The sequence below is a fragment of the Streptomyces sp. NPDC127084 genome (assembly GCF_042724175.1).
Classification (GTDB): domain Bacteria; phylum Actinomycetota; class Actinomycetes; order Streptomycetales; family Streptomycetaceae; genus Streptomyces.
The window spans coordinates 1,370-24,463 of sequence record NZ_JBHXFA010000108.1; the positions used below are offsets into that span (position 1 = coordinate 1,370).

A 23,094-nucleotide genomic window follows, 5' to 3' on the forward strand; every position below is an offset into this window, starting at 1 on the left:
CGTCCAGGGGGGGGACGCGGGAGGGTCCCGCTAACAGACCTTCCCAGGTCGTTGCGGTGTCGCCACCCAGCGGTGTGGTTGCGCCGATACCGGTGACGACCACGGTGCGATTGGTCGAGTTCACAGGAATTCTTTCTCCACGGTCTAAGCGGTGAGGCGGTTGCGTGAATCAGCGGCGCCACCGCTGGGTGGCGTACCTGATCGGCCCTTGATCAGGCCTGGTGCTTCAGGATGTAGTCGGCGGCGTCGCCGACCGTCTTGAGGTTCTTGACGTCCTCGTCCGGGATCTTGACGTCGAAGCGCTCTTCGGCGGCGACGACGACCTCGACCATGGACAGCGAGTCGACATCCAGGTCGTCGGTGAAGGACTTGTCCAGCTGGACGTCCTCCGTCGGGATACCCGCGATCTCGTTGACGATCTCCGCGAGACCGGCGACGATCTCTTCCTGCGTGGCGGCCATGTGGCGCTCCTTCAATGTGTGGCTCAGTGTCTGGCTGAGGGTTGAACAGGCTGGCCCGGAGTCCGGACTGCCGAAGTATTCCCGGAAGTCCGGAAGATCCGAATGCTTGCCTAGGGGAGGGTAACGACCGTCGCGGCGTATACGAGACCCGCCCCGAAGCCGATGACGAGCGCGGTGTCGCCGCTCTTCGCCTCGCCGGTCGCCAGAAGCCGCTCCATCGCGAGCGGAATCGAGGCGGCCGAGGTGTTGCCGGTGGTCTCCACGTCACGGGCGACCGTGACATGCTCCGGCAGTTTCAGGGTCTTCACCATCGAGTCGATGATCCGCATGTTGGCCTGGTGCGGGATGAAGACATCCAGGTCGTCCGCGCTGATCCCGGCCGCGTCCAGCGCCTGCTGAGCGACCTTCGCCATCTCGAACACGGCCCAGCGGAACACCGCCTGGCCCTCCTGGGTGATGGCGGGGAACCGCTCGACAGTGCCGTCGCGGTACTCCGCCCACGACACGGTCTGCTTGATCGTGCCGGCCTTGTCGCCCTCGGAGCCCCAGACCGTGGGCCCGATCAGCGGTTCCTTGGCCGGGCCGACCACGACCGCGCCCGCGCCGTCGCCGAACAGGAAGGCCGTGGCACGGTCCTCCAGGTCGGTCAGATCGCTGAGCCGCTCGACCCCGATCACCAGCACGTACTCGGCGGAACCTTCCACGACCATGCCCTTGGCGAGGGTCAGTCCGTAGCCGAAACCGGCGCAGCCGGCCGAGATGTCGAAGGCCGCGGCCTTTTTCGTGCCGAGCTTGTCGGCGATCTCGGTGGCGATGGCCGGCGTCTGGTGGAAGTGCGAGACGGTGGAGACGACGACGGCGCCGATCTGCTCCGGGGTCAACCCCGCATCGGCGATCGCCTTGCCCGACGCCTCGATCGACATCGCGGCGACGGTCTCCTCGTCGTTCGCCCAGTGCCGGGTCGCGATACCCGAGCGGGAACGGATCCACTCGTCGGACGAGTCGATCGTCTCCAGGATCACCTCGTTGGGCACGACGCGGGTGGGGCGGTAACCGCCGACACCCATGATCCGCGCGTACGGGGCGCCCTGGCTGGGCCTGATCTTCGACATGCGCTTACGGCTCCTTCGTCAGGCGCTGGGCGAGCCCGCCGCTTCGGCGGCGTCCGGGGCGTCGGCAGCGGCTCCCGCTGCCTCCGCGATGAGTGTGCGGGCCGCTTCGAGGTCGTCAGGGGTCTTCAGCGCGAGTGTCCTGACGCCCGGCAGGGCGCGCTTGGCCAGACCGACGAGGGTGCCGCCCGGGCACACCTCGATGATCGCGGTCGCGCCGAGTTCCTTGAACGTCTCCATGCACAGGTCCCAGCGCACCGGGTTGGCGACCTGGCCCACGAGCCGGGCCACGACCTCGTCGCCCGCGGTGACGACCACGCCGTCCTTGTTCGAGACGTACGGGATCTTCGGGTCCATGGGGGCCAGCGCCTTGGCGGCCTCCTCCAGCTTGGCGACCGCGGGAGCCATGTGGTGCGTGTGGAACGCGCCGGCCACCTTCAGCGCCACGATCTTGCGGACGCCCTCGGGCTTGTCCGCTTCCAGCGCGGCGAGCTGCTCCTTGGTGCCGGCGGCCACGATCTGGCCCGCGCCGTTCACGTTCGCCGGAGTCAGGCCGAGCTTCCGCAGATGCGCGATGCTGACCTCGGGGTCCCCGCCGAGCAGCGCGGACATACCGGTCTCGGTGACGGCGGCGGCCTCGGCCATCGCCAGGCCCCGGGTCCGTACGAGACGCAGCGCCGCCGCGTCGTCCAGGACGCCGGCGAAAGCGGCGGCGGTGATCTCGCCGACGCTGTGACCGGCGACGGCGCCGGGCACGAAGTCGCCGAGCGCCTCGCCGAGCGAGTCACGCAGCGCGGAAGCGGACAGCAGACCGGCTGCGACGAGGAGCGGCTGAGCCACGGCCGTGTCGCGGATCTCGTCCGCGTCGGCCTTCGTGCCGTAGTGGGCGAGGTCGAGTCCGATGGCGTCCGACCAGACCGCGATACGGTCGGCGGCGCCGGGGAGTTCGAGCCAGGGGGTCAGGAAGCCAGGCGTCTGAGCGCCTTGGCCGGGAGCGACGAGTACGAGCACCCTCACACTCTCTCTTGTGGATGGTCCCAGCCGCCCGTGGGGACAGGGACCAAGAACCGTCAGGGGAATTGTCGGTGTTCGACAAAAGACTAGGACTGGAGATCGCCGTCTACCAGACGCCCGAGGATGAGTGCGATCCGGAGAGTGAACGCGGAGCGGACATCAGAGGGTGACCAGCCGGTGACGTCGGTCACACGTCGGAGCCGGTAGCGGACGGTGTTCGGGTGGACGAAGAGCATCCGTGCCGCGCCTTCGAGGCTGCTGGCCTGCTCCAGATAGACACTGAGTGTCTCCAGCAGTGCCGAGCCTGCTTCTTCCAGTGGTCTGTAGATCTCCTCCACCAGCTGCTCGCGCGCTGAAGGGTCGCCCGCGATGGCGCGTTCCGGCAGCAGATCGTCCGCCAGAACCGGACGCGGGGCATCCTGCCACGCCGCGCACGCCTTGAGGCCCGCTGCGGCGGCCTGTGCGGAGCGTGTCGCCGCCAGCAGGTCCGGTACGACGGGACCGGCCACCACGGGTCCCGCGGCGTACGGGCCGATCAGCGACTTGGCGACCTGCAGCGGACTGTCGCTGCCTCCGGCGATGACCACGAGGCGGTCGCCGAGTACCCCGGTCAGCACCTGGAGCTTGGCGTGCCGGGCCGCGCGGCGAATGGCCTCCACGGTGAGCTCGCTGTCCCCGTCGGGCGCGGTGCCCAGCACCACGCAGACATGCTCCGGCGAGTTCCAGCCGAGCGCCGCTGCCCTGCTGACGGCGCCCTCGTCGGCCTCGCCGGATAGCACCGCGTTGACCACAAGCGACTCGAGCCGGGCGTCCCAGGCGCCGCGTGCCTCCGCGGCCTGCGCGTACACCTGGGCGGTCGCGAAGGCGATCTCCCGCGCGTAGACCAGCAGGGCCTCGCGCAGGATCGACTCGTCACCGGGCGCGGCGACATCCTCGATCGCCACCTCCATGACCTCGATGGTGGTGCGCACCATCTCCACCGTCTGCCGCAGCGTGATCGCCCGGGTCAGTTCACGCGGGGCCGTGCCGAAGACGTCGGTCGAGATCGCCTGGGGTGTCTCGGGGTGCCGGAACCACTCCGTGAACGCAGCGATACCCGCCTGGGCCACCAGCCCGATCCATGACCGGTTCTCCGGGGGCATCGCCCGGTACCACGGAAGCATCTCGTCCATGCGGGCGATGGCGTTCGCCGCGAGCCGCCCCGAGGACTGCTCCAGGCGCTTCAGGGTCGCGGAGTGCGGATGGGCGGCGGGTGTAGCGGGCAGAGCCGGCTCGGCGGGTTCGGCGGGTTCGGATTCCGCGGGTTCGGGATGGGGCACGGGGACAAGAGTGCCTTATCAGGACGCCCAGGCGGAGACTCGGGGCCCGGCGGGGAGCACGGTGAGCGGGCGGAGTCCCGGCTCAGGAATCCCGAACCGGCTCGGGGAGGGCTCCCAGGGGCGGCCCCGCGCCCGCTCCGGCGTCTACCGTTAGGCGTGTGATTTCCGTACGGCGCGCCGCGGGGCGCTACCCGGGTGGCGACGAGGCGACCGGCATCGAGTCGCTGCACGCCTTCTCCTTCGGACGTTTCTACGATCCGGACAATCTGCGCTTCGGCGCGATCATCGCCTGCAACGAGGAGCGGCTGGCGCCGGGCGCCGGATTCGACGAGCATCCGCACAGCCACACCGAGATCGTGACCTGGGTGGTGGAGGGCGAGCTGACCCACCGGGACACCACCGGCCGGGCCACCGTCGTACGCCCTGGTGACCTGCAGCGGCTGAGCTCGGCGGGCGGGGTGCGGCATGTCGAACGCAACGACAGCGACGCACCGCTGACCTTCGTGCAGATGTGGCTCTCGCCGCTGGAGCCCGGCGGCGAGCCGTCCTACGAGGTCGTGCGGGGCATCGCCGACGCCACCCCCTACGCCCTCCCCCAGTCCGGGGCGATGCTGCACGTACGCCGTCTCGGCGCGGACGAACGCGCCGCCGTCCCGGACGCGTCGCTGGCGTACGTACATGTCGTGCGGGGGGTGGTGCGGCTGGCCGGGGATGAGCTGGGGCCCGGTGACGCGGCGCGGATCACCGACGGGATGGGGCTTGAGCTGGTCGCCGCAGCCCCGGCCGAGGTGCTCGTGTGGGAGCTCGACGGGTGATCCTCGACCGGTGATTCCGAGGGACTCCGCGCCACGCCGACGTGCTCAGCGCAGCGCGCTCCTGCTCTGCCACTCCTCCCACGACAGGTTCCACTCGCCGAAGCCGTTCTCGGGCACGACCGTGCCCTTGGTGTCCTCGCCCTTGATCTCGAACGGGTCGCCGGGCCGCACCTGCCCGTAGAACCAGGCCGCGTTCGCGTCGCTCATGCCGATGCAACCCGAACTGCGGTTGGCGCTGCCGAAGTAGGCGGCGTTCCACGGCGCCGCGTGCGCGTACATCCCCGACCAGGTGAGCCGCATCGAGTAGTCGACCATCTTGTCGTAGGCGTCGCCGAGACCGACGGTCTCGGAGTTCATGTTGATCGTGCCCTCCTTGGCCATCAGCACGGCGGTGCCGCGCCAGGAGCGCTTGTCGCCGCCCGGGGTGCCGCCGGACACCGGGATCCGGCGGACGGCCTTTCCATCACGCAGCAGCGTGAGCTGGTGGCTGTCGAGGTCGACCTTGACGATCTGCGCGGCGCCGATCGTGAACGTGGTGGTGTAGTCGCGTACGAACCAGCCGCCGCCGCTCCCCGAATCGGTGCCGTTGAGCTCGGCGTTGAGGGTGACCTTCGTGCCGGGCTTCCAGTACGTCCTGGGCCGCCAGTCCACCCGGTCCTTGCCGGACCAGTCGCGCATCCAGCCCCAGGAGCCCTCGGTCCTGTCCGACGTGGTGATCTTGAGCTGCTTCTCGACCTCGGCCCGGTTCTTGACGGGACGGTCGAAGACCAGCGAGATCGGCTGGGCGATGCCGACGGTGGCGCCCGCCCCGGGCCGCCAGTCGACCTTGTTGACCTTGTCCGCTTCCGCGGTGGCGAACGAGGCCTTGGCCGTGCCCGCAGTGCCGCCCTTGGTCCTGGTCGCAGCCGTGACGTTGTAGGCCGTGCCGGGGGCGGCCTTGCGGTCCGACGTCCATGCCGTGCCACCGGGGCCCAGCTTGCCGCTGAGTTCCCGGCCCTTGGTGTCGGTGACGGTCACGGAGGTGAGGGTGCCGCCCGTGGCGGTCACCTTGACGGATTCGCCCGCGGTGGCCTGCTTCCCCTTCGGGGTGACGGAGACCGTGACGGGACGGTCGTCGGCGGCTTTGGCGTCACCCGGCGCGGCGGGGCTGTTGCCGGATGAGCAGGCGGCGAGCGGTGCCAGCAGGATGGCGGCGGCAGCCCGAACTCGTATGCGGTGGCGGTCGCGGTGCAACTGGATCTCCGTGGTGGACGATAGGCCGGAACAGGGCGAATGCCGTGACTGTAGGACCGGGAGGGCCCTTGCGGGCGCCATACCGGGCCATGTGACAGCGACTGATGAGGAACGGTCATGGTCCGGTCACATTCGCCGCGCGGCACGGTCATCGGCGGCTGTGAGCATCTCGGCGTCCCCGCGACGGATCGGGGAGGAAGAGAGGCTCACACTGTGTCAGCGCTGCTTGTGCCGCCCGGTCGCGGCCAGGATGCCTGGAACCGTGCCATCCGCCTGGCGCCCGTCACCGCCGAGGCCTACCGCGCCTTCCTCGCGACACCTGCCGGTGCCGCACTCGGCGCGGGCTTCCTCCAATGCCCGTCCTGGGCGGACGTCAAGGAGGGCTGGCGCGCACAACTGCTCGGCTGGGGACCTGACCCGGAGGCGGGCGAGCTGACCGGCGTGGCGCTGGTCCTGCTGCGGCAGCTCCCCGGCACCCGCAAGTACTTCGCCTACCTGCCCGAAGGGCCCGTCGCCGACTGGGCCGACCCGGACATCGACCGCTGGCTGACGCCCCTGCTGGAGCATCTGCGCGATTCCGGCGCCTTCGCCGTGCGGATCGGCCCCTCGCCCGCGTACCGGCGCTGGGACGCCGCACTGCTCAAGTCGGCCACCGGCCCCGGCAGGCGCCTCGGCGACGTGCTCGCGAGCGAAGCCGACCCCCTGGGCACGGCGGTCGCCGATCGGCTGCGCGCCCGGGGCTGGCGCCGCTGCGGCGGAGGGGGCGGCGGGGACGACGGAGACGCCCAGCCGCGCCACGTCTTCCAGGTGCCGCTCGCCGGGCGCGGCAGCGAGGACCTGTGGTCGGGCCTCAACCAGGAGTGGCGGCGCAATGTCCGCCGCGCCCGGAAGGAGGGCGTCGAGGTTGTGCTGGGCAGCGCCGCCGAGCTCCCGGAGTTCTACCGGCTGCTGCGGATCACCGAGGAGCGCGACGGTTTCCGGCTCGGCAGGTCGCTCGCGTACTACGAACGCCAGTACGCGGTGCTCAACGCGGAGCAGCCCGGGCGGATGAAGCTGTACCTGGCCCGCCACGGAGGGGAGATACTCGCCGCCCATACGATGATCACGGTGGGCCGCCGGGTCTGGTACCAGACCGGTGCGTCCGCCGACCACCGCCGTGAGGTCCGGCCGTCCAACGCCTTGCAGTGGCGGATGCTCCTCGACGCCCAGGCACTCGGCGCCGATGTGTACGACATGCGCGGGGTACCCTCCACACTCGACCCTGACGAACGCGCGTACGGGCTGATGCGGTGGAAGCTGGGCACGGGCGGACAGGTCGTCGAAACGCTGGGGGAATGGGAGAGACCGTTGGGCGGAACCGCCAACCACACGCTGTACCGCGCCTTCCAGGCGTATCTGGCCCGGCGATGACACGTTCGACGCGTGTGACGCGTCCGGGGCCGCGGACGGGCGCGGACGGCGGTACGAGCACGGGCCCCGGCACGGACACGGGCAGCGGAGGAACCACCGGCCCTGAGGCGCCGGCTGCCTCCGCGCCACGTGAGATGCCCGCCACCCTGCCCCGGCAGGTCCCGGGACCGCACGCTGACGGCGGGGAGTCGACCCCGCCTGGCGAGGACCCTGACCAGCGGACGGAGGCACCCGGCGACGGGGCCAAGCCGTCCTCCGCCCTGCGCAGCGGTGCCGTCATGGCCGCCGGGTCGTTCGTGTCGCGGGCCACCGGCTTCGTCCGGTCCGCCGTCGTCGCGGCCGCGATCGGCACCATCGGGCCGGTCGCCGACAACTACGCCCTCGGCAACACCCTCCCCACCAGCATCTACATGCTGCTCTTGGGCGGTGCGCTGAACGCCGTCTTCGTCCCCGAGCTGGTCAAGGCGTCCAAGGAGCACCGGGACGGCGGTGCCGCGTACACCGACCGCCTGCTCACCGTCTGCGTCGTCGCCCTGCTCGCCATCACCGCCACCGCGGTCTGGGCCGCGCCCGCGATCATCGAGGCGTACACCGGCCGCACCGGGGACCGTGCCGCGATGGCGGTCACGTTCGCCCGCTACTGCCTGCCGCAGATCTTCTTCCTCGGGCTGTTCACTCTGCTCGGCCAAGTGCTCAACGCGCGTGGGCGGTTCGGCGCGATGATGTGGGCTCCGGTCCTCAACAACATCGTCGTGATCACCGTCTTCGGCATCTATCTGGGCCTGGCGCTCGGCGGCGGGGACACGCTGACCCCCTCCGAGACCGCGCTGCTCGGCTGGGGTACCACCGCCGGTATCGCCGTCCAGGCCCTCGCCCTCGTCCCGGCCCTGCGCGCCGCCCACTTCCGCTGGCGGCCGCGCTTCGACTGGCGCGGCAGCGGGCTGTCCCGCCCGCTGCGTTCGGCGGGCTGGCTGGTGCTGCTGGTGCTCGCCAACCAGGGGGCGTACTGGGTGACGACCCTGCTGGCGACGACCGCGGGATCCGACGGCGGCCCGGGCAACAGCGCGTACAACAACGTCTACACGCTCTGGGCCGTACCGCACGGGATCATCACCGTCTCGCTCATGACCGCCCTGGTGCCGCGGATGAGCGCGGCGGCGGCCGACTCCGACACCGCGGCCGTCCGGCGCGACACCTCGTACGCCCTGCGGACCTCCAGCGCCGCTGTCGTGCCCGCCGCCTGCGTGCTGTTCGCCCTCGCCCACCCGGTGATGGCCCTGGTGTTCGGATACGGCAGGACCAGCGAAGACGACACGGCCGCGATGGCCGGGATCATGATGGCGTTCGCACCCGGGCTGATCGCCATGTCCGGCCAGTACGTGCTGTCCCGTACGTTCTACGCGCTCTCCGACACCCGTACGCCCTTCCTGCTCAACCTGGTGATCGTCGGCCTCAACGCGGGACTCTCCCTGGTCGCCGCGCAACTGCTGCCCGCCCGTTGGGTGGTCACGGGTTTGGCGGCGGCGTACTCGCTGGCCCTGGGGGCGGGCTGGCTGCTGACGGCCTGGGTGCTGAGCCGCCGGCTCGCCGTCGCCGGGCCGTTTCGGTCGGCACCCGCCGGGGCGCACGCACGGCTGCTGCTCGCCGCGCTGCCCGCGACCGCGCTGGGCTGGCTGGCCGCCACCGGCAGCGCACCGGCCGGAGCCCCGGTGGCCACGGCGGCGGGCGCCGTCGTGATCGTGCTCACCTTCGCCCTGCTCGCCCGCCCGCTCCGACTCACCGAACTCGGCGCCCTGCTCGCCGGTCTGCGCCGCAGACTGATCCGGCGCTGACCATCACCGAGGGAGACTCCCGATGCCCCGCGTGCTCCTCATCGAGGACGACCCTTCCGTACGCGAAGGGGTCGAACTCGGTCTGCGCCGCCGAGGCCACGAAGTACGGTCCGCCGCCACCGGCGAGGCAGGACTCGCCGCGCTCGGCGAGTTCCGCCCCGATCTGTTGCTGCTCGACCTGATGCTGCCCGGGATGAACGGCGTCCAGGTCTGCCGCCGGGTACGCGAGGACAGCCAGTTGCCGATCATCATGCTCACCGCCCGCGGGGACGACTTCGACGTGGTCGTGGGTCTTGAGGCCGGTGCCGACGACTACATCGTCAAGCCCGCCCGTACCGAGGTGATCGAGGCCCGCATCCGCGCGGTGCTGCGCCGTATCGAGGACTTCGGCCAGGGACCGGGCGGCGGCCAGGGCCGCGCCGTCATGGAGACGCACGGCGAGCTCGCCATCGACCGGGCGGGACTGACCGTGACCAAGTCCGGACGGCAGCTCGCCCTCGCCCCCTCGGAGCTGAAGCTGCTGCTGCATCTGTCCGCCGCGCCCGAGCAGGTGTTCAGTAGGCAGCAACTCCTCGAGCACGTGTGGGAGCACAGCTACCACGCGGACGCACGGCTGGTGGACGCCTGCGTACGGCGTCTGCGCAACAAGATCGAGGACGAGGACGGCGCCCCCCGCTACATCCAGACCCTGCGCGGCTTCGGCTACCGCTTCGGGCCGCTGTGATCAGCCGCGCGCGGACCGCGGCCTTCGGGCTGCGCATCAGGCTCGTGCTCGCCTTCCTGCTGGTCGCGGCGGTCAGCGCGGGCACCACCGCCGCACTGACCTACCGCGAGGCCCGCAACGCCCTGCTGGAGACGGCCCAGGACACCGCCGTCACGTCCTTCCGCGACCAGATCCAGCTGATGGGCTTCGGTCTGCCCCTCCAGTCGGAGGGGCTCGAAGACGCCCTCCGGGAAATCGCACGCAAGGGCAAACCCCACCCCTGGGTGGTCTTCGCCGAGTACGGCTCGATCCGCGCGTCGTCAGGCACCAGCCCCGTCTCCACCGTGATCACACCCGAGCTGCGCCGCTCGGCGGCGGTCAACCCCAACGGGGCGTTCCAGCGGGTGGTCAAGGACGGGGTCCCGTACCTCACCATCGGCATGCCCACCGTCTTCAAGACCGGTCCCGGCGGACTGCTCCCCAGCCGGCTCGTCCTCTACGCCGTCATGCGGATGACCGACGAACAGGTCAACGTCGACGCGATGGTCACGGCCGCCCGCGACGGCGCCCTGCCCGGTCTCGCCATCGCCCTGGTGCCCGCGCTGCTGGCGGCGCGCAGCGTGCTGCGGCCGGTGCGCGAGCTGCGGCAGGCCGCGCGGAGCATGGGCAGCGGGAAGCTGGACACCCGTATCCGGGTCAGAGGCAGCGACGAACTCGCCGAACTGGCGCGTACCTTCAACGAGTCCGCGGGCGAGCTCGAACGCTCCGTGGAGGGACTGCGGCAGGCCGAGGAACGCGCCCGGCGCTTCGCTTCCGATGTCTCGCACGAACTGCGCACCCCGCTCGCCGGGATGCTCGCCGTCACCGAGGTGCTCGACGAGGACGCGGACAGCCTGGACCCCGACACGGCGAAGGCGGTACGGCTTGTCAGCACCGAGACCGGAAAGCTGGCCGTGCTGGTCGAGGACCTGATGGAGATCTCCCGCTTCGACGCCCGGGCCGCCGAGCTGAACACCGACGAGGTCGACGCGGCCGAGGCCATCCGCAAGACCCTGGAGAACCGCCACTGGACGGTCGAGCGGGGAGTGCGCACCGACCTGCCCGACGGCATCCGTGCCCGGCTCGATCCACGCCGCTTCGACCTGGTCGTGGCCAATCTGGTCGGCAACGCCCTGCGGCACGGCGGCGCGCCCGTCACCGTACGACTGCGTACCGAGTCGCGCTCCGACGGCGTCCCGGTGCTGGTCACCGAGGTCGCCGACAGCGGCCCCGGAATCAGCCCCGAGGTGCTGCCGCATATCTTCGACCGCTTCTACAAGGCCGACGCGGCCCGTACCCGCTCGGCGGGCAGCGGGCTCGGACTGGCGATCACGCTGGAGAACGTCCGGTTGCACGGAGGCACGGTGCGGGCCGGGAACCTGCCAGGCGGCGGGGCTGTCTTCACCGTGGAGATACCGCTCCGCGCGGAGGAGGCCGACGAATGAGGCGCGCGCACCGCCTGCGATACCGGTACGCGGTCGCCGCCGTGGCGCCGGTCGCGCTGCTGCTGGCCGGCTGCGGCATCCAGGAGACCGATGTCATCGAGGCGGGCGGCCCCGCGACTGTCCAGGCCTTTGTGGACGGTGGCAGCGACCTGCTGCTCTTCTTCCGCGGACCGGACGGGCAGTTGAGCCCCGTGATCCGGTCGCCCTCGTCCTTCCTGGGCACCTCGACCGGATTCGGCCCCGAGTACGAGCAGGCCCAGGACACGACGGCGTTGACGGGGAAATCGGTCCTGGAGCTGTTCGCAGGTCCGGACAAGCATGACAAAGCAGCCGGTCTCGGCACCGGTCTGCCCCAGGCGGATCCGCGAGGGCATCTGCTGGTCGGGCCCGAGCAGGGTAGTGGCGAAGTCGAGGTCGTGCTGCCCATCGCCCTGCGCGGACTCGACGAGATCGCGCTGCGCCAGCTCGTCTGCACCATCGCGTACGCTCAGGACTCCCAGGGCGAAACCGCCGTCCGGCTGACCGGCCAGGACATCTCGATGAGCCCCGCTACCTGCGGCATCGACATCAACGCCAGCCCCGCACCGGTGCCGACCGCGACCGGAACCGGCCAGGGGGAGGCGTCGGCCGGCCAAAGCGGCGGGACCGGTGGATAGCCCGCCCGGACAGACCTAAGCGCGCAACTCGGCGAGCACCGCGTCGGTGAACGGCGGCCATGCCTCGACCGCCCACGGCCCGAAGGCACGGTCGGTCAGTGCCACACAGGCGGCGCGGGCGTCCGGGTCCACCCAGAGGAACGTACCGGACTGGCCGAAGTGCCCGAAGGTGCGCGGGGATGACGAAGCACCCGTCCAGTGGGGCGACTTGGAATCCCGGATCTCGAAACCGAGGCCCCAGTCGTTGGGCTTCTGGTGCCCGTAGCCGGGCAGCACCCCGGACAGACCGGGGTGCACCACGGACATCGCCTCGAGCACGGTGCGCGGATCGAGCAGTCTGGGGGCCTGCACCTCCGCCGCGAACCGCACCAGGTCGTCCACCGTGGACACGCCGTCCTTCGCGGGCGAACCGTCCAGGGTCGTGGACGCCATACCCAGGGGCTCCAGCACCGCCTGCCGCAGATACTCCGCGAACGGGATGTCGGTGGCCTTCGCGATGTGGTCGCCGAGCACCTCGAAGCCCGCGTTCGAGTACAGCCTCCGGGTCCCGGGCGCGGCCACGGTCCGGTGCTCGTCGAACGCCAGCCCGCTGGTGTGCGCGAGCAGATGCCGCACGGTGGCACCCTCGGGCCCGGCGGGCTCATCCAGCTCCACGGCGCCTTCCTCGTACGCGACGAGCGCGGCGTACGCGGCGAGCGGCTTGGTGACCGAGGCGAGCGGGAAGCGGTGCGCCGTGGGGCCGTACGTTCCGGCGACGGTGCCGTCGGCACGGACGACCGCGACGGCGGCGGTGGGTACGGGCCAGTTCCCGGTCAACGCGAGGCTCTGCATGCGTACGACCCTAACCCCGGGTGCCTGGTCGCCTGTGGTGCGGGTGCGCGTACAAGGGCCGCGGAGAGGGCTCGAAGCCCGTACCGCTCACGCTTCCCCCGGGCGCACCAGCCCCGACTCGTAGGCGAAGATCACCGCCTGTGCCCGGTCCCGCAGCCCAAGCTTCGACAGCACCCGCCCCACATGCGTCTTCACCGTCTGCTCGGCGACGATCAGCCGCTCCGCTATCTCCTGGTTGGACAACCCCCGCGCGATCAGCTCCAGCACCTCCGTTTCACGCGGCGTGAGCCCGCCGAGGCGCTGCGCCGCGCGCCCCCCGCGCGGGGCGGGCCGCTGCGCCGCGAAATCGGCGATCAGACGGCGGGTGACCGAGGGCGCGAGCAGCGCCTCGCCCCCGGCCACCACCCGTACCGCCGAGATCAGGTCGGCCGGCGGCGCGTCCTTGAGCAGGAACCCCGACGCGCCCGCGCGCAGCGCCTCGTACACGTAGTCGTCCACGTCGAAGGTGGTGAGCATCAGCACCTTCGGGACGTGGACGACGCCCTGCGGCGGCGAGAGGATCTCCCGCGCTGCCGCGAGGCCGTCGAGTTCCGGCATCCGTACGTCCATCAGGACGACGTCGGGGTGGGTGGTGCGGGCGACCTGGACACCGGCGCGGCCGTCCGGTGCCTCGCCCACGACGTCGATGTCGGTCTGCGCGGACAGCAGCGCGGCGAATCCCGCGCGCACCATGGCCTGGTCGTCGACGATGATCACGCGGATTGTCACTGGGGGTCCTTCGTGCTCGGTGGGGCGGACACGGCAGGTGGGGCGGACGCGGCAGGCGCCGCAGCAGCCACGGCCGGTGCACCGGCCGCAAGCGGCATCCGCGCGGCCACCCGGAAGCCGCCGTCCGGCAGCGGCCCCGTGTCCAGGCTGCCGCCAGTCAGCCGTACGCGTTCCCGCATACCGACCAGACCGTGCCCGGTCCCGGTGCTCTCCAGCGCTGACAGGGGCTCGGTTGCCGCGCTGTTGACCACGAGGACGGTCAGATGGGTGTCATCGGCCGTCACCGACACACAGGTCGACGCACCCGGGGCGTGCCGTACGACATTCGCGAGTGCCTCCTGCACGATGCGGTACGCCGACAGGTCCACCGACTGCGGTACGGCGTCCAGCTCGGCCAGTCTCGTCAGTCCCGTCTGGAGCGACAGCACCACCGGGACTCCGGCCCGTACCGTCGCTTCGACCAGCTGCTGGATCCGGTCGAGTCCGGGCTGCGGTGCCCGCTCGCCCTCGGCGCCCTCGCTGCGCAGGACCGCCAGCAGCCGGCGCATCTCGGTGAGCGACTCCCTGGCGCTGGAGGCGATCGCGGCGAACTCCTCGCGGGCCGTGTCGGGCAGGCCGTCGATCCGGTACGGGGCCGAGTCGGCCTGCACGGTGATCACGGACATGTGGTGGGCCACCACGTCATGCAGTTCCCGCGCGATCCTGGTCCGTTCCTCAAGCAGCGTGCGCCGGGCGCGCTCCGCCTCGCTGATGGTCTCCTGTTCCGCCAGCCTGCGCTGGGCGTCACGGCGTTCGCGGATGGTCGCGCCGATGAACAGCGCCACGCCGCTCAGCACGAAGAGCAGCACATCGCCGCCGTTGTCGCCGCGACCGTCCGGGGCCGGCGCGGCGGTCTGGCTCAGGACGAAACCGACCACCCCGGTCAGCAGCCAGACGGTGACCAGGGTGCGGCGCGGTTCGCGCAGGGCGAGGGCCAGCATCAGGAAGAGGTAGCCGATGATGATGGGCGGCGGCCACGGCCAGAGGGTGTGGTCAGCGGTGCCGGCCAGGTTGAGGGCGCAGACGAGGTCGAAGGGGAAGATGATCCACCAGGCCTGGAGCGGCCGGCGCACGATCATCACCAGCGGGCCCGCGGTGCCGACGGCGAGCAGTTGGGCGAGCCCGCGATTGGCCCCGTACTGCTCGATGAGGTGGAACGTCGTCGTGGGCACCAGGATGGCGGTGATCGCGAACACGAGGACATAAGCGACCTTGTGCCGCCACCGCTTGGGAGCGCCGGCGGGCGGTGCGGCCGGTGGGGGCGAGGGGTGCGCGAGACCGCGCAGCGCCTCGATGACGTACCGGCGGAGGGGAGGGTTTGTCTGGGGCATGGCCCGGTCAAGGGTAGGCGCCGGGTCCGGTCGGGTCGTCATACCGGGGGTCCGAGTGCGGTGTCATACCCCGGTATGACACCGCCGTACGCAGAGTCCGGGTCCTTACGCGACCGGCCCGGCCGCCTGCGACCTCGCTCGCCCCGGGCTACAACTCCGCGAGCAAATCCGCCTTCTTCGCCCGGAACTCCTCGTCGGTCACCAGCCCCGCGCTGTGCAGCTCCCCGAGGTGCCGTATCCGCTCCGCGACCCCTGCCGGGTCATGCGCGGACGGCACCGGAGCCATAGCCGACGAGGTGCCGCGTATCGCCTCCAGTACGGCCGCGGCGAACGGCAGGGACTCATGGACCGGTCCGTATCCGAGGCCGAACACCACCGCGGCCGGGTCCTTGTCGGCCTGCGCGGGCTGGCTGCCCGGCGGGATGCCGTCCAGGGCCGGATCACCGGGGCGGCGCAGCAGTCGCAGATACCCGTCGAAGACATCGGGGGAGCGCCACTCCACACCGGTCAGCTCGGAGACCGCGAAGGTCTGGTCACCGGCCTTCCACTTGGCGGACGAAGCGCCCGTCCAGGACCAGCGGAACGTCACTTTCTCGCCATCGAACGAGGCCTTGCCGTCGTACGCCTTGAACTGGAGCGGTGCCTCCACGGACGGCACCAGATACGCGGCGGAAGCCGAAGCCGCCGGGCCCGTGCCGTCGTTCGGGCCGGGCAGCAGGGCACGGAGTTGGTCCGCGTAGTACTCGGCGATCAGTTCGCGGTCGCCGGGCAGCACCAACCGGTAGGGGTCGCAGTTGTCCGGGAGCTGTCCGGCGGCGGCGTCCATCAGCGGATCGGCGCCCGGTCTCGGGACAGCGCGCAGCACGACCGTGCCGCGCTTGCCCGGGGAGAGGGTCACCGACTCCAGCGCTTCGAAGGGGACGCGCCGTTCACCCAGCACCTGGAACAGCTTCGGTGTGCCGCGGTTTCCCCGTGTGAAGCGGATGAGTACGGAGTCCGGTTCGAACTCCCAGTCGGCATGGTTTCCGGCCAGCACATCACCCATGTGCCTCATCGTAGGCGGCGTGCGCGGGCGCGTCGCCCCCCGAAGAAGCCATGAGGTGCATCAAGCCGTGCACCACTCACGCCCCCTCAGGTCCATTGCTTCAAGGACGGAGTCCCAAGCGCCCGGCTCAGCCGTCAGCCGTCAGGCCTCAGGCCTCCGTCCTCAGGCCGTGTTCAGACCCTGGAGTCCGGCGCGGCAGGCGCCGACACCATCCGCGCAGCTCACCGCGCCGTACGCACCGACGCCTATCGCGGCGAAGTTGGCGAGGCTCTCGGTGCCGGGCTCGAAGTACCCGGCGTGCCCCACCGCGCCCGCGGCGGACAGCACTCGCGCCCCGAACTCGGGCGTGACCGGATCCGCGCCGTGGCCGAGCCCGCCGACTTCCAGATAGGGCACGTCCTGGATCCAGTCGTCGCTGTCGCGCATCGCCCATACCCGGGCGGCCGTCCCGAGCTGTGCCGCGGTCTCCGCGCGCATCCCCGGGCTGCCCGCGACCGCCAGGTCGCCGACCCGCCGCGGCAGTTCCCGGGCGGCGACCCCGCAGACCACCGAGCCGTAGCTGTGGCAGAACAGCGATACCCGGGCGGCACCGGGCAGCGCACCGGTCAGCGCCACCAGCCGGTCGGCGCCGGTCGCGGCGAGCCTGCCGGTCGAGGCGTCCAGGCCCACTCCGGTCGGAGCGCTGTAGTCGGCCCAGGCGATGACGGCGGTCCGGGTGGTGGGCGAGGCGGCCCGTTCGGCTTCGTACAGGGACTGCGCCATGCCCACCGGTGCCGTGTACTTCCGGCTGCTCTTCTCGAAGGTCAGCAGATTGGTGTCGACGCCGGGTACGACGACCGAGACCCGCTGGGCGAGATCGAGGTCGCCGAGGACTTCGGCGGCGCGGCCCTTGCCCGAGGGGTCGAACGCCAGGATCTGGCGGCCGGGTTGCAGCAGCGAGGTGAACCGGTGCATGCGCCGCGCCGCCTCGCCTCGGCCTTCAGCGGAGAGCCGGGCGTCGTGCGTACGTGACTCCTCCGTGCGGAGCGCCTCGGTGAGCGCGGCCCGGTTGGCGCGGTAGCGCAGAGTGACGGGGGCGCCGTTGAGATTGCCCACGATCAAGGGGTGCCGGTCCGCGAGTTCCACCGCGCTTCGCATGCCTATGGAGGCGAAGAATCCGGCCAGTCGCTTGGGTGAGGCGTTCGGGTCGGGCAGAGCGCGGGACCCGATCCGGTCCTCGGCCCAGGCGGCGAGTGCGACGTCTCTGGGCTCACGCGGACCGCGCTGATCTCGCACTGCGGTCCAGCCGGTGGTTGCGAGCAGCACGAACACGACGGCGAGAGCGAGTAGGGCGCGCCAGACGTTGAGGGGGGGAGCTGAGTCGAGGGGAGTCACTGAGGGGACAGCCTAGGGGGCGCCTGACGGCAGCCGCGAAGACCGTGAGAGAGATCACGCACCGGAGGAGCAGGTGGTCACGGTGCGTGCGCTTCAGCGGTACGTTCCGGCGTACACCCGGTGTTCGTTGTGCCCTAGTTTGTTCTTTGTGTAGGGGTCAATTCCGGTATGCGATGATCCAGGTGACTTTCAATCAGTTCATCGGATCCCGTCCATGCTCGGGTCCCACCCCGGGCCTCAGGGCCTGCCCGTGACCCGCGTCACCCGGTGAGCGCCGCCCTGGCGACGCACGGTCCGGGGGCGGTGTCCACGCCGGGGAGTGGGTGTCCACGTCGGCGCCCTCGCGGTCGGCGATCACCCGTCAGGATGAACTCGCGCGTCAGCTCTTCCGCCACGCCGTGGGCGACGGTCACTCTGCGTATACGTCGGCATGCGGGATCGCATGCACGTCCCGACGAGCAAGTACCGGCAGTCCCTATCGCCACGCACGCACCAACACGGGGGATCCATATGCGTACGACACTTCCCGCTGCTGCCCTGTCCCGGCGCACCGTCTTCGTCGTCTTCGCTGTCTTCGCCGCCTACACGATGCTCGCGATGGCCGCGCCCGCGTCGTCGGCGGCAGCCAAGCCGGCAGTGGCCGACGGGGTGCCGCTGGGGCACTGCGCGGCGGGCGAGCTATGCCTCTGGGAGAGACCGGACTTCACCGGGCCCCGGCAGGTGCATGAGCTGTCCGGGCTCGACATCGAGTCCTGTGTCACCCTGCCCACCGGTACCACGGCGCTGGCTATCGCCAACCGCACCGGACGGCCCGTCACCACCTACCAGTCGAGGGAGTGCGCCGAGACGGGCGAGTTCGAGACCTATCCCGGCGGTGGCACGTGGGTGCCGCAGTCCCCCTACCGGGTCCGGGCGTTCAAGGTGTGGGAGACATAGACCGGCCTGGACGGCCTAGAAGACTCACCAAGATCTTCATGAGCCTTCTAGCCGCGGTCTGGCGCGTGGGGTGTCCCAGCGACGGGCTCGGTACGCCGGTCGGGCATCGGCCGCGCGTGACCCGGTGTGTCGATCGCCTGCACCGGCAACGCGGCGTCCACCCCCTGCGCCCCCTCGACCGCCCCCGTCCTCTTCACGCCCCCGGTCGTCTCCGACAGCCGTGCCACCTCCGCCCGTAGCTGACCGATTTCCCGGGTCAGGGCCTCAAGCAGGGCCGTCTGATGGCGCTCCTCCGCGTCGTCCCGTTCGAAGCGGGCAATGAACCAGGCGGCGATGTTCGCCGTGACCACACCCAGGAGGGCGATACCGGACAGCATCAGACCCACCGCCAGCACCCGGCCCAGACCAGTGGTCGGCGCGTGGTCGCCGTAGCCGACGGTCGTCATCGTCGTGAACGACCACCACACGGCGTCGCCGAGCGTCTTGATGTTTCCGTTCGGCGCGTTCCGCTCGACCGCCAGCACCGCGAGCGAGCCGAACATCATCAGGCCGACCACCGCCCCCGCCACATACGTGGTCAGCGTGATCTGCGGAGCCATCCGGGCGCGTCGGCCGACCAGCATCAGCGTGGCGACCACGCGCAGCAGCCGCAGCGGCTGCACCAGCGGCAGCAGTACGGCCAGCAGATCAAGGGGGTGCTTGCGGACGAAGCTCCATTTTCGGGGTGCGAGCGTCAGCCGTACGACGTAGTCGCAGGCGAAGGCGCCCCACACCACCCATTCAATCCTTTTGCAGAGCTGGTGCACCCATGGCTGGGCGTCCGGCGCCACGATCGGCACCGCGTACGCCAGCCCGAACGCCAGCGCGAGACCCAGCAGGAGGCTCTGAGTGCGCGCTTCCCAGCGCAGCTGCGCCGATCGTTCCTTCATGCCGCGCATCGTAGGCAACGGAGCGGAACCGCGGAGGGGGACGGTGCCCGGCACCGTCCCCACCCGCCGTGGTATTCCGCGGCGTCCGTATCCGGGTCCGCCGCTTCTGTATCCGTCGTTCCCGTGTCTGTGGCCGTCCTTACGCGTCGCCGCCGGCCGCGCCCGGGTCGGCCGCCGCCACATCGAGCAGCTGGTAGCGGTCCACGGCCTGCTTGAGCACCGAGCGGTCCACCTTGCCGTCCCTGGCAAGCTCGGTGAGCACCGCCAGCACGATCGACTGGGCGTCGATATGGAAGTAGCGGCGGGCGGCACCGCGGGTGTCCGCGAAACCGAAGCCATCGGCGCCCAGCGAGGTGTAGCGGCCCGGCACCCAGCGGGCGATCTGGTCCGGCACCGACCGCATCCAGTCCGAAACGGCCACGAACGGGCCCTCGGAGGCAGCGAGCTTCTGCGTCACATACGGGACGCGCTGCTCCTCCTCCGGGTGGAGCAGATTGTGCTCCTCCACCGTCACGGCCTCGCGCCGCAGCTCGTTCCAGGAGGTCGCGGACCATACGTCGGCCCGTACGTTCCACTCGTCGGCGAGGATCCGCTGCGCCTCCAGGGCCCATGGCACCGCGACACCGGACGCCATGATCTGCGCCGGGATCTGGCCCGCCTCGCCCTGCTTGAAGCGGTGGATGCCCTTGAGGATGCCGTCCACGTCCACGTCGGCGGGCTCGGCCGGGTGCTGGATCGGCTCGTTGTAGACCGTCAGGTAGTAGAAGACATCCTCGCCGTGCGGGTGCTCGGCGTCGGAGCCGTACATCCGGCGCAGACCGTCCTTGACGATGTGGGCGATCTCGAAGCCGAAGGCCGGGTCGTAGGCCAGGCAGCCCGGGTTGGTCGAGGCCAGCAGCTGGGAGTGGCCGTCGGCGTGCTGGAGACCCTCACCGGTCAGAGTGGTCCGCCCGGCGGTCGCGCCCAGGACGAAGCCGCGCGCGAGCTGGTCGGCCATCTGCCAGAACTGGTCGCCGGTGCGCTGGAAACCGAACATCGAGTAGAAGACATAGACCGGGATCAGCGGCTCGCCGTGGGTGGCGTAGGCGGAGCCGGCGGCGATCAGCGAGGCCGTGCAGCCTGCCTCCGAGATGCCGTCGTGCAGCATCTGGCCGGTCGGCGACTCCTTGTACGCGAGCAGCAGCTCGCGGTCCACGGCCTCGTACTGCTGCCCGAGCGGGTTGTAGATCTTGGCGCTCGGGAAGAAGGAGTCCATACCGAAGGTGCGGTACTCGTCCGGGGCGATCAGCACGAACCGCTTGCCGATCTCCTTGTCCCGCATCAGGTCCTTCAGCAGCCGGACGAACGCCATCGTGGTGGCGATCGACTGCTGGCCCGAGCCCTTCTTCACCGCCGCGTACGCGGCGTCGTCCGGCAGCGCCAGCGGCTTCGACCGCACGACCCGGGTCGGGACATACCCACCCAGGCCCTGGCGGCGGTCGTGCATGTACTGGATCTCCTCCGAGTCGCGGCCCGGGTGGTAGTACGGCGGCAGGCCGCTCTCCAGCTGCGCGTCCGTGATCGGCAGGTGCAGCCGGTCGCGGAAGCCCTTCAGGTCGTCGACCGTCAGCTTCTTCATCTGGTGGGTCGCGTTGCGGCCCTCGAAGTTCGGTCCGAGCGTCCAGCCCTTGACGGTCTGGGCGAGGATCACGGTCGGCTGGCCCTTGTGGGCGCGGGCCGCGGAGTAGGCCGCGAAGATCTTCCTGTGGTCGTGACCGCCGCGACCCAGGTGCAGGATCTGGTCGTCGGTCATGTTCGCGATCATGGACCGCAGCCGGTGGTCGTCGCCGAAGAAGTGCCGGCGGATGTAGTCGCCGGTCTCGGTGGCATACGTCTGGAACTGGCCGTCCGGCGTGGTGTTCAGCTTGTTGACCAGCACACCGTCCCGGTCCTGGGCCAGCAGCGGGTCCCAGGTGCGGTCCCAGATCAGCTTGATCACGTTCCAGCCCGCACCGCGGAAGATCGACTCCAGCTCCTGGATGATCTTGCCGTTTCCGCGCACCGGGCCGTCGAGTCGCTGGAGATTGCAGTTGACCACGAAGGTCAGGTTGTCCAGGCCCTCACGGGCGGCCAGGGACAGCTGGCCCAGCGACTCGGGCTCGTCCATCTCGCCGTCGCCGAGGAAGGCCCAGACGTGCGACTTGGAGGTCTCCGCGATCCCGCGGGCCTCCATGTAGCGGTTCATCCGCGCCTGGTAGATCGCGCCGAGCGGGCCGAGGCCCATCGACACGGTCGGGAACTCCCAGAAGTTCGGCATAAGCCGCGGATGGGGATAGGAGGACAGACCGTTCGGGTACTTCGACTTCTCCTGGCGGAAGGCGTCGAGCTGGGTCTCGTTCAGCCGGTCCAACATGAAGGCGCGCGCGTAGATCCCAGGCGAGGCGTGGCCCTGGAAGAAGATCTGGTCGCCGCCGTCGCCCTCGTCCTTGCCGCGGAAGAAGTGGTTGAAGCCCACGTCGTAGAGCGAGGCGGAGGAGGCGAAAGTCGCGATATGGCCGCCGACGCCGATGCCGGGGCGCTGGGCGCGGGACACCATCACCGCGGCGTTCCAGCGGGTGGCGTTGAGGATCTTGCGCTCGATCTCCTCGTTGCCGGGGAAGAACGGCTCGTCCTTGGTGGCGATGGTGTTCACGTAGTCCGTGCTGCGCATCTCGGGCACGGCCACGCGCTTCTCGCGAGCCCGCTCGATCAGGCGCAGCATGAGGTAGCGGGCCCGCTCCCGGCCGCGCTGGTCTACGGCGGCGTCCAGGGAGTCGAGCCACTCCCGGGTCTCCTCCGGATCGAAATCCGGGACCTGGCTCGGCAGGCCGCCAATGATGATCGGGTTGCGATCGGATCCGGAAGCCACGCTGTTCCTTCGCTCTTCGGTTGCGGGTTGCTGATGTCTGCTGGCTGGGTCTGCTGCTGGTGTGCTGGGCGGGTGACGCCGCTCCCCATCGTGTACCCCGGGAGCAATTACGTCATCTCTACCGATGAGTAACCATGCGTCCCCGATTGGCGGACCGCCGCCACGGAAGCGTACAAAGGTGGCGAAGAGGGTAGGACGGTCCGGCGCCCCGCTGTGCCGGGGTGTCTGGAGTTGCGGCGGGACGGCCGTAAACGTCACCGTTTCGGCGGTCTCCGCGGCCGGGTACTTGCGCGATCCGTCCCGCCCGTGTGGACTACGGCCAATGCCTCGCGTACGCGCGCGGCTGAAGCATTTTCCGAAACAAGATCAGGAGGCAAGCCGTGAGCGCGACCGCGGACCACGCGGAGGAGCGGACCAACCCGGCGGCGAAGCTGGGGTTCGAGCCCGGACAGGTGGTCCAGGAGATCGGCTACGACGATGACGTCGAGCAGGAGCTCCGTGAGGCCATCGAGACCGTCACCGGCCAGGAGCTGGCCGACGAGGACTACGACGACGTGGCGGACGTCGTCCTGCTGTGGTTCCGCGACGAGGACGGTGACCTTACGGACGCACTGGTGGACGCCATCGGTCTGGTCGATGACGGCGGTACGGTCTGGCTGATGACGCCGAAGACCGGCCGTGACGGCTATGTCGAGCCCAGCGACATCAACGAGGCCGCCCAGACCGCGGGTCTTTCCCAGACCAAGAGCATCAACGCGGGCAAGGACTGGACCGGCAGCAGGCTGGTCACGCCCAAGGCGGCGAAGTCCAAGCGCTGAGCGAAGCCCACCCGCAGGGGGGGGGGCGGGCGGGGGGGGGGGGGCTGGGGGGGGGGGCGCGGGTGTCTGTGGGTGTGTGTCTGGGGGGGGGGGGGGAGGC

Annotated in this window: 21 protein-coding genes; 8 read left to right on the top strand and 13 right to left on the bottom strand. The window is 70.6% G+C overall.

Features of this window, described 5'->3' with window-relative positions; translation table 11 throughout:
* The 5 genes from ACFWI9_RS23315 to ACFWI9_RS23335 form a co-directional block, all read right to left on the bottom strand.
* A partial coding sequence (locus tag ACFWI9_RS23315) for a beta-ketoacyl synthase N-terminal-like domain-containing protein (RefSeq protein ID WP_387164844.1) occupies positions 1-124 on the bottom strand: 124 nt, incomplete at its 3' end.
* An 88-nt stretch (positions 125-212) separates the two neighbouring features.
* Positions 213-461, bottom strand: coding sequence for an acyl carrier protein (locus ACFWI9_RS23320; protein ID WP_055472098.1), 249 nt, complete (start codon positions 459-461; stop codon positions 213-215).
* A gap of 110 nt (positions 462-571) precedes the next feature.
* Positions 572-1,573, bottom strand: a complete 1,002-nt coding sequence (locus tag ACFWI9_RS23325) for a ketoacyl-ACP synthase III (RefSeq protein ID WP_387164814.1) — start codon at positions 1,571-1,573, stop codon at positions 572-574.
* An 18-nt stretch (positions 1,574-1,591) separates the two neighbouring features.
* A complete protein-coding gene (locus ACFWI9_RS23330; RefSeq protein WP_387164816.1) occupies positions 1,592-2,581 on the bottom strand; it encodes an ACP S-malonyltransferase in 990 nt (329 codons plus the stop codon).
* A gap of 89 nt (positions 2,582-2,670) precedes the next feature.
* A complete protein-coding gene (locus ACFWI9_RS23335) occupies positions 2,671-3,849 on the bottom strand; it encodes a PucR family transcriptional regulator (RefSeq protein ID WP_387164846.1) in 1,179 nt (392 codons plus the stop codon).
* A 212-nt stretch (positions 3,850-4,061) separates the two neighbouring features.
* Here ACFWI9_RS23335 and ACFWI9_RS23340 point away from each other — a divergent pair, with 212 nt between their 5' ends.
* A complete protein-coding gene (locus ACFWI9_RS23340; RefSeq protein WP_387164817.1) occupies positions 4,062-4,718 on the top strand; it encodes a pirin family protein in 657 nt (218 codons plus the stop codon).
* 45 nt (positions 4,719-4,763) lie between these two features.
* On the opposite strand, the gene ACFWI9_RS23345 is transcribed toward ACFWI9_RS23340, so the two are convergent.
* Positions 4,764-5,951 (bottom strand): Ig-like domain-containing protein, encoded by a 1,188-nt coding sequence (locus tag ACFWI9_RS23345; RefSeq protein ID WP_387164818.1) that lies wholly within the window; start codon positions 5,949-5,951, stop codon positions 4,764-4,766.
* Positions 5,952-6,164: 213 nt separating this feature from the next.
* Here ACFWI9_RS23345 and ACFWI9_RS23350 point away from each other — a divergent pair, with 213 nt between their 5' ends.
* The 5 genes from ACFWI9_RS23350 to ACFWI9_RS23370 all read left to right on the top strand — a co-directional run bounded on the left by ACFWI9_RS23350 (position 6,165) and on the right by ACFWI9_RS23370 (position 12,036).
* Positions 6,165-7,361, top strand: a complete 1,197-nt coding sequence (locus tag ACFWI9_RS23350; RefSeq protein WP_387164820.1) for a lipid II:glycine glycyltransferase FemX — start codon at positions 6,165-6,167, stop codon at positions 7,359-7,361.
* Between the two features lie 134 nt (positions 7,362-7,495).
* Positions 7,496-9,193, top strand: coding sequence for a murein biosynthesis integral membrane protein MurJ (gene murJ, locus ACFWI9_RS23355; RefSeq protein WP_387164848.1), 1,698 nt, complete (start codon positions 7,496-7,498; stop codon positions 9,191-9,193).
* Between the two features lie 22 nt (positions 9,194-9,215).
* Positions 9,216-9,917 (top strand): response regulator, encoded by a 702-nt coding sequence (locus ACFWI9_RS23360; protein ID WP_387164822.1) that lies wholly within the window; start codon positions 9,216-9,218, stop codon positions 9,915-9,917.
* Positions 9,917-11,380: an ATP-binding protein gene (locus ACFWI9_RS23365; protein WP_387164849.1), complete on the top strand. Its 1,464-nt coding sequence runs from the start codon at positions 9,917-9,919 to the stop codon at positions 11,378-11,380. The genes ACFWI9_RS23360 and ACFWI9_RS23365 overlap by 1 nt, the downstream gene beginning before the upstream one ends.
* Positions 11,377-12,036 carry a hypothetical protein gene (locus tag ACFWI9_RS23370; protein ID WP_387164824.1) on the top strand — a complete coding sequence of 220 codons (660 nt, stop codon included), beginning with the start codon at positions 11,377-11,379 and terminating at the stop codon, positions 12,034-12,036. The genes ACFWI9_RS23365 and ACFWI9_RS23370 overlap by 4 nt, the downstream gene beginning before the upstream one ends.
* A gap of 15 nt (positions 12,037-12,051) precedes the next feature.
* Here ACFWI9_RS23370 and ACFWI9_RS23375 read toward each other — a convergent pair whose 3' ends face one another.
* From ACFWI9_RS23375 to ACFWI9_RS23395, 5 genes are all read right to left on the bottom strand, one after another.
* Positions 12,052-12,867, bottom strand: coding sequence for a serine hydrolase domain-containing protein (locus tag ACFWI9_RS23375; RefSeq protein WP_387164825.1), 816 nt, complete (start codon positions 12,865-12,867; stop codon positions 12,052-12,054).
* 87 nt (positions 12,868-12,954) lie between these two features.
* Complete coding sequence (locus ACFWI9_RS23380) at positions 12,955-13,635, bottom strand: response regulator (protein ID WP_387164827.1); 681 nt, start codon at positions 13,633-13,635, stop codon at positions 12,955-12,957.
* Positions 13,632-15,047: a sensor histidine kinase gene (locus ACFWI9_RS23385; protein WP_387164829.1), complete on the bottom strand. Its 1,416-nt coding sequence runs from the start codon at positions 15,045-15,047 to the stop codon at positions 13,632-13,634. The genes ACFWI9_RS23380 and ACFWI9_RS23385 overlap by 4 nt, the downstream gene beginning before the upstream one ends.
* A gap of 106 nt (positions 15,048-15,153) precedes the next feature.
* Positions 15,154-16,050: a DUF4429 domain-containing protein gene (locus ACFWI9_RS23390; protein ID WP_387164831.1), complete on the bottom strand. Its 897-nt coding sequence runs from the start codon at positions 16,048-16,050 to the stop codon at positions 15,154-15,156.
* A 162-nt stretch (positions 16,051-16,212) separates the two neighbouring features.
* Positions 16,213-17,424, bottom strand: a complete 1,212-nt coding sequence (locus ACFWI9_RS23395) for an alpha/beta hydrolase (protein ID WP_387164833.1) — start codon at positions 17,422-17,424, stop codon at positions 16,213-16,215.
* Between the two features lie 510 nt (positions 17,425-17,934).
* Between ACFWI9_RS23395 and ACFWI9_RS23400 the strand changes: the two genes are divergently transcribed.
* A complete protein-coding gene (locus ACFWI9_RS23400; RefSeq protein WP_387164835.1) occupies positions 17,935-18,360 on the top strand; it encodes a peptidase inhibitor family I36 protein in 426 nt (141 codons plus the stop codon).
* Between the two features lie 47 nt (positions 18,361-18,407).
* Here ACFWI9_RS23400 and ACFWI9_RS23405 read toward each other — a convergent pair whose 3' ends face one another.
* Together ACFWI9_RS23405 and aceE are read right to left on the bottom strand one after the other, a co-directional pair.
* Positions 18,408-19,289, bottom strand: a complete 882-nt coding sequence (locus ACFWI9_RS23405) for a potassium channel family protein (protein ID WP_387164837.1) — start codon at positions 19,287-19,289, stop codon at positions 18,408-18,410.
* A 139-nt stretch (positions 19,290-19,428) separates the two neighbouring features.
* Positions 19,429-22,176 (bottom strand): pyruvate dehydrogenase (acetyl-transferring), homodimeric type, encoded by a 2,748-nt coding sequence (gene aceE / locus ACFWI9_RS23410; RefSeq protein ID WP_387164838.1) that lies wholly within the window; start codon positions 22,174-22,176, stop codon positions 19,429-19,431.
* A gap of 380 nt (positions 22,177-22,556) precedes the next feature.
* Here aceE and ACFWI9_RS23415 point away from each other — a divergent pair, with 380 nt between their 5' ends.
* Positions 22,557-22,994 (top strand): DUF3052 domain-containing protein, encoded by a 438-nt coding sequence (locus tag ACFWI9_RS23415; RefSeq protein WP_387164839.1) that lies wholly within the window; start codon positions 22,557-22,559, stop codon positions 22,992-22,994.
* Positions 22,995-23,094 lie beyond the last annotated feature (100 nt).

Excerpts from the sequence above, each read along its gene's own strand:
- ACFWI9_RS23320 (WP_055472098.1), bottom strand. The coding sequence starts at position 461 with ATGGCCGCCACGCAGGAAGAGATCGTCGCCGGTCTCGCGGAGATCGTC.
- ACFWI9_RS23325 (WP_387164814.1), bottom strand. The coding sequence starts at position 1,573 with ATGTCGAAGATCAGGCCCAGCCAGGGCGCCCCGTACGCGCGGATCATG.
- murJ (WP_387164848.1), top strand. The coding sequence starts at position 7,496 with ATGCCCGCCACCCTGCCCCGGCAGGTCCCGGGACCGCACGCTGACGGC.
- ACFWI9_RS23360 (WP_387164822.1), top strand. The coding sequence starts at position 9,216 with ATGCCCCGCGTGCTCCTCATCGAGGACGACCCTTCCGTACGCGAAGGG.
- ACFWI9_RS23370 (WP_387164824.1), top strand. The coding sequence starts at position 11,377 with ATGAGGCGCGCGCACCGCCTGCGATACCGGTACGCGGTCGCCGCCGTG.
- ACFWI9_RS23375 (WP_387164825.1), bottom strand. The coding sequence starts at position 12,867 with ATGCAGAGCCTCGCGTTGACCGGGAACTGGCCCGTACCCACCGCCGCC.
- ACFWI9_RS23385 (WP_387164829.1), bottom strand. The coding sequence starts at position 15,047 with ATGACGACCCGACCGGACCCGGCGCCTACCCTTGACCGGGCCATGCCC.
- ACFWI9_RS23390 (WP_387164831.1), bottom strand. The coding sequence starts at position 16,050 with ATGGGTGATGTGCTGGCCGGAAACCATGCCGACTGGGAGTTCGAACCG.
- ACFWI9_RS23400 (WP_387164835.1), top strand. The coding sequence starts at position 17,935 with ATGCGTACGACACTTCCCGCTGCTGCCCTGTCCCGGCGCACCGTCTTC.
- ACFWI9_RS23405 (WP_387164837.1), bottom strand. The coding sequence starts at position 19,289 with ATGAAGGAACGATCGGCGCAGCTGCGCTGGGAAGCGCGCACTCAGAGC.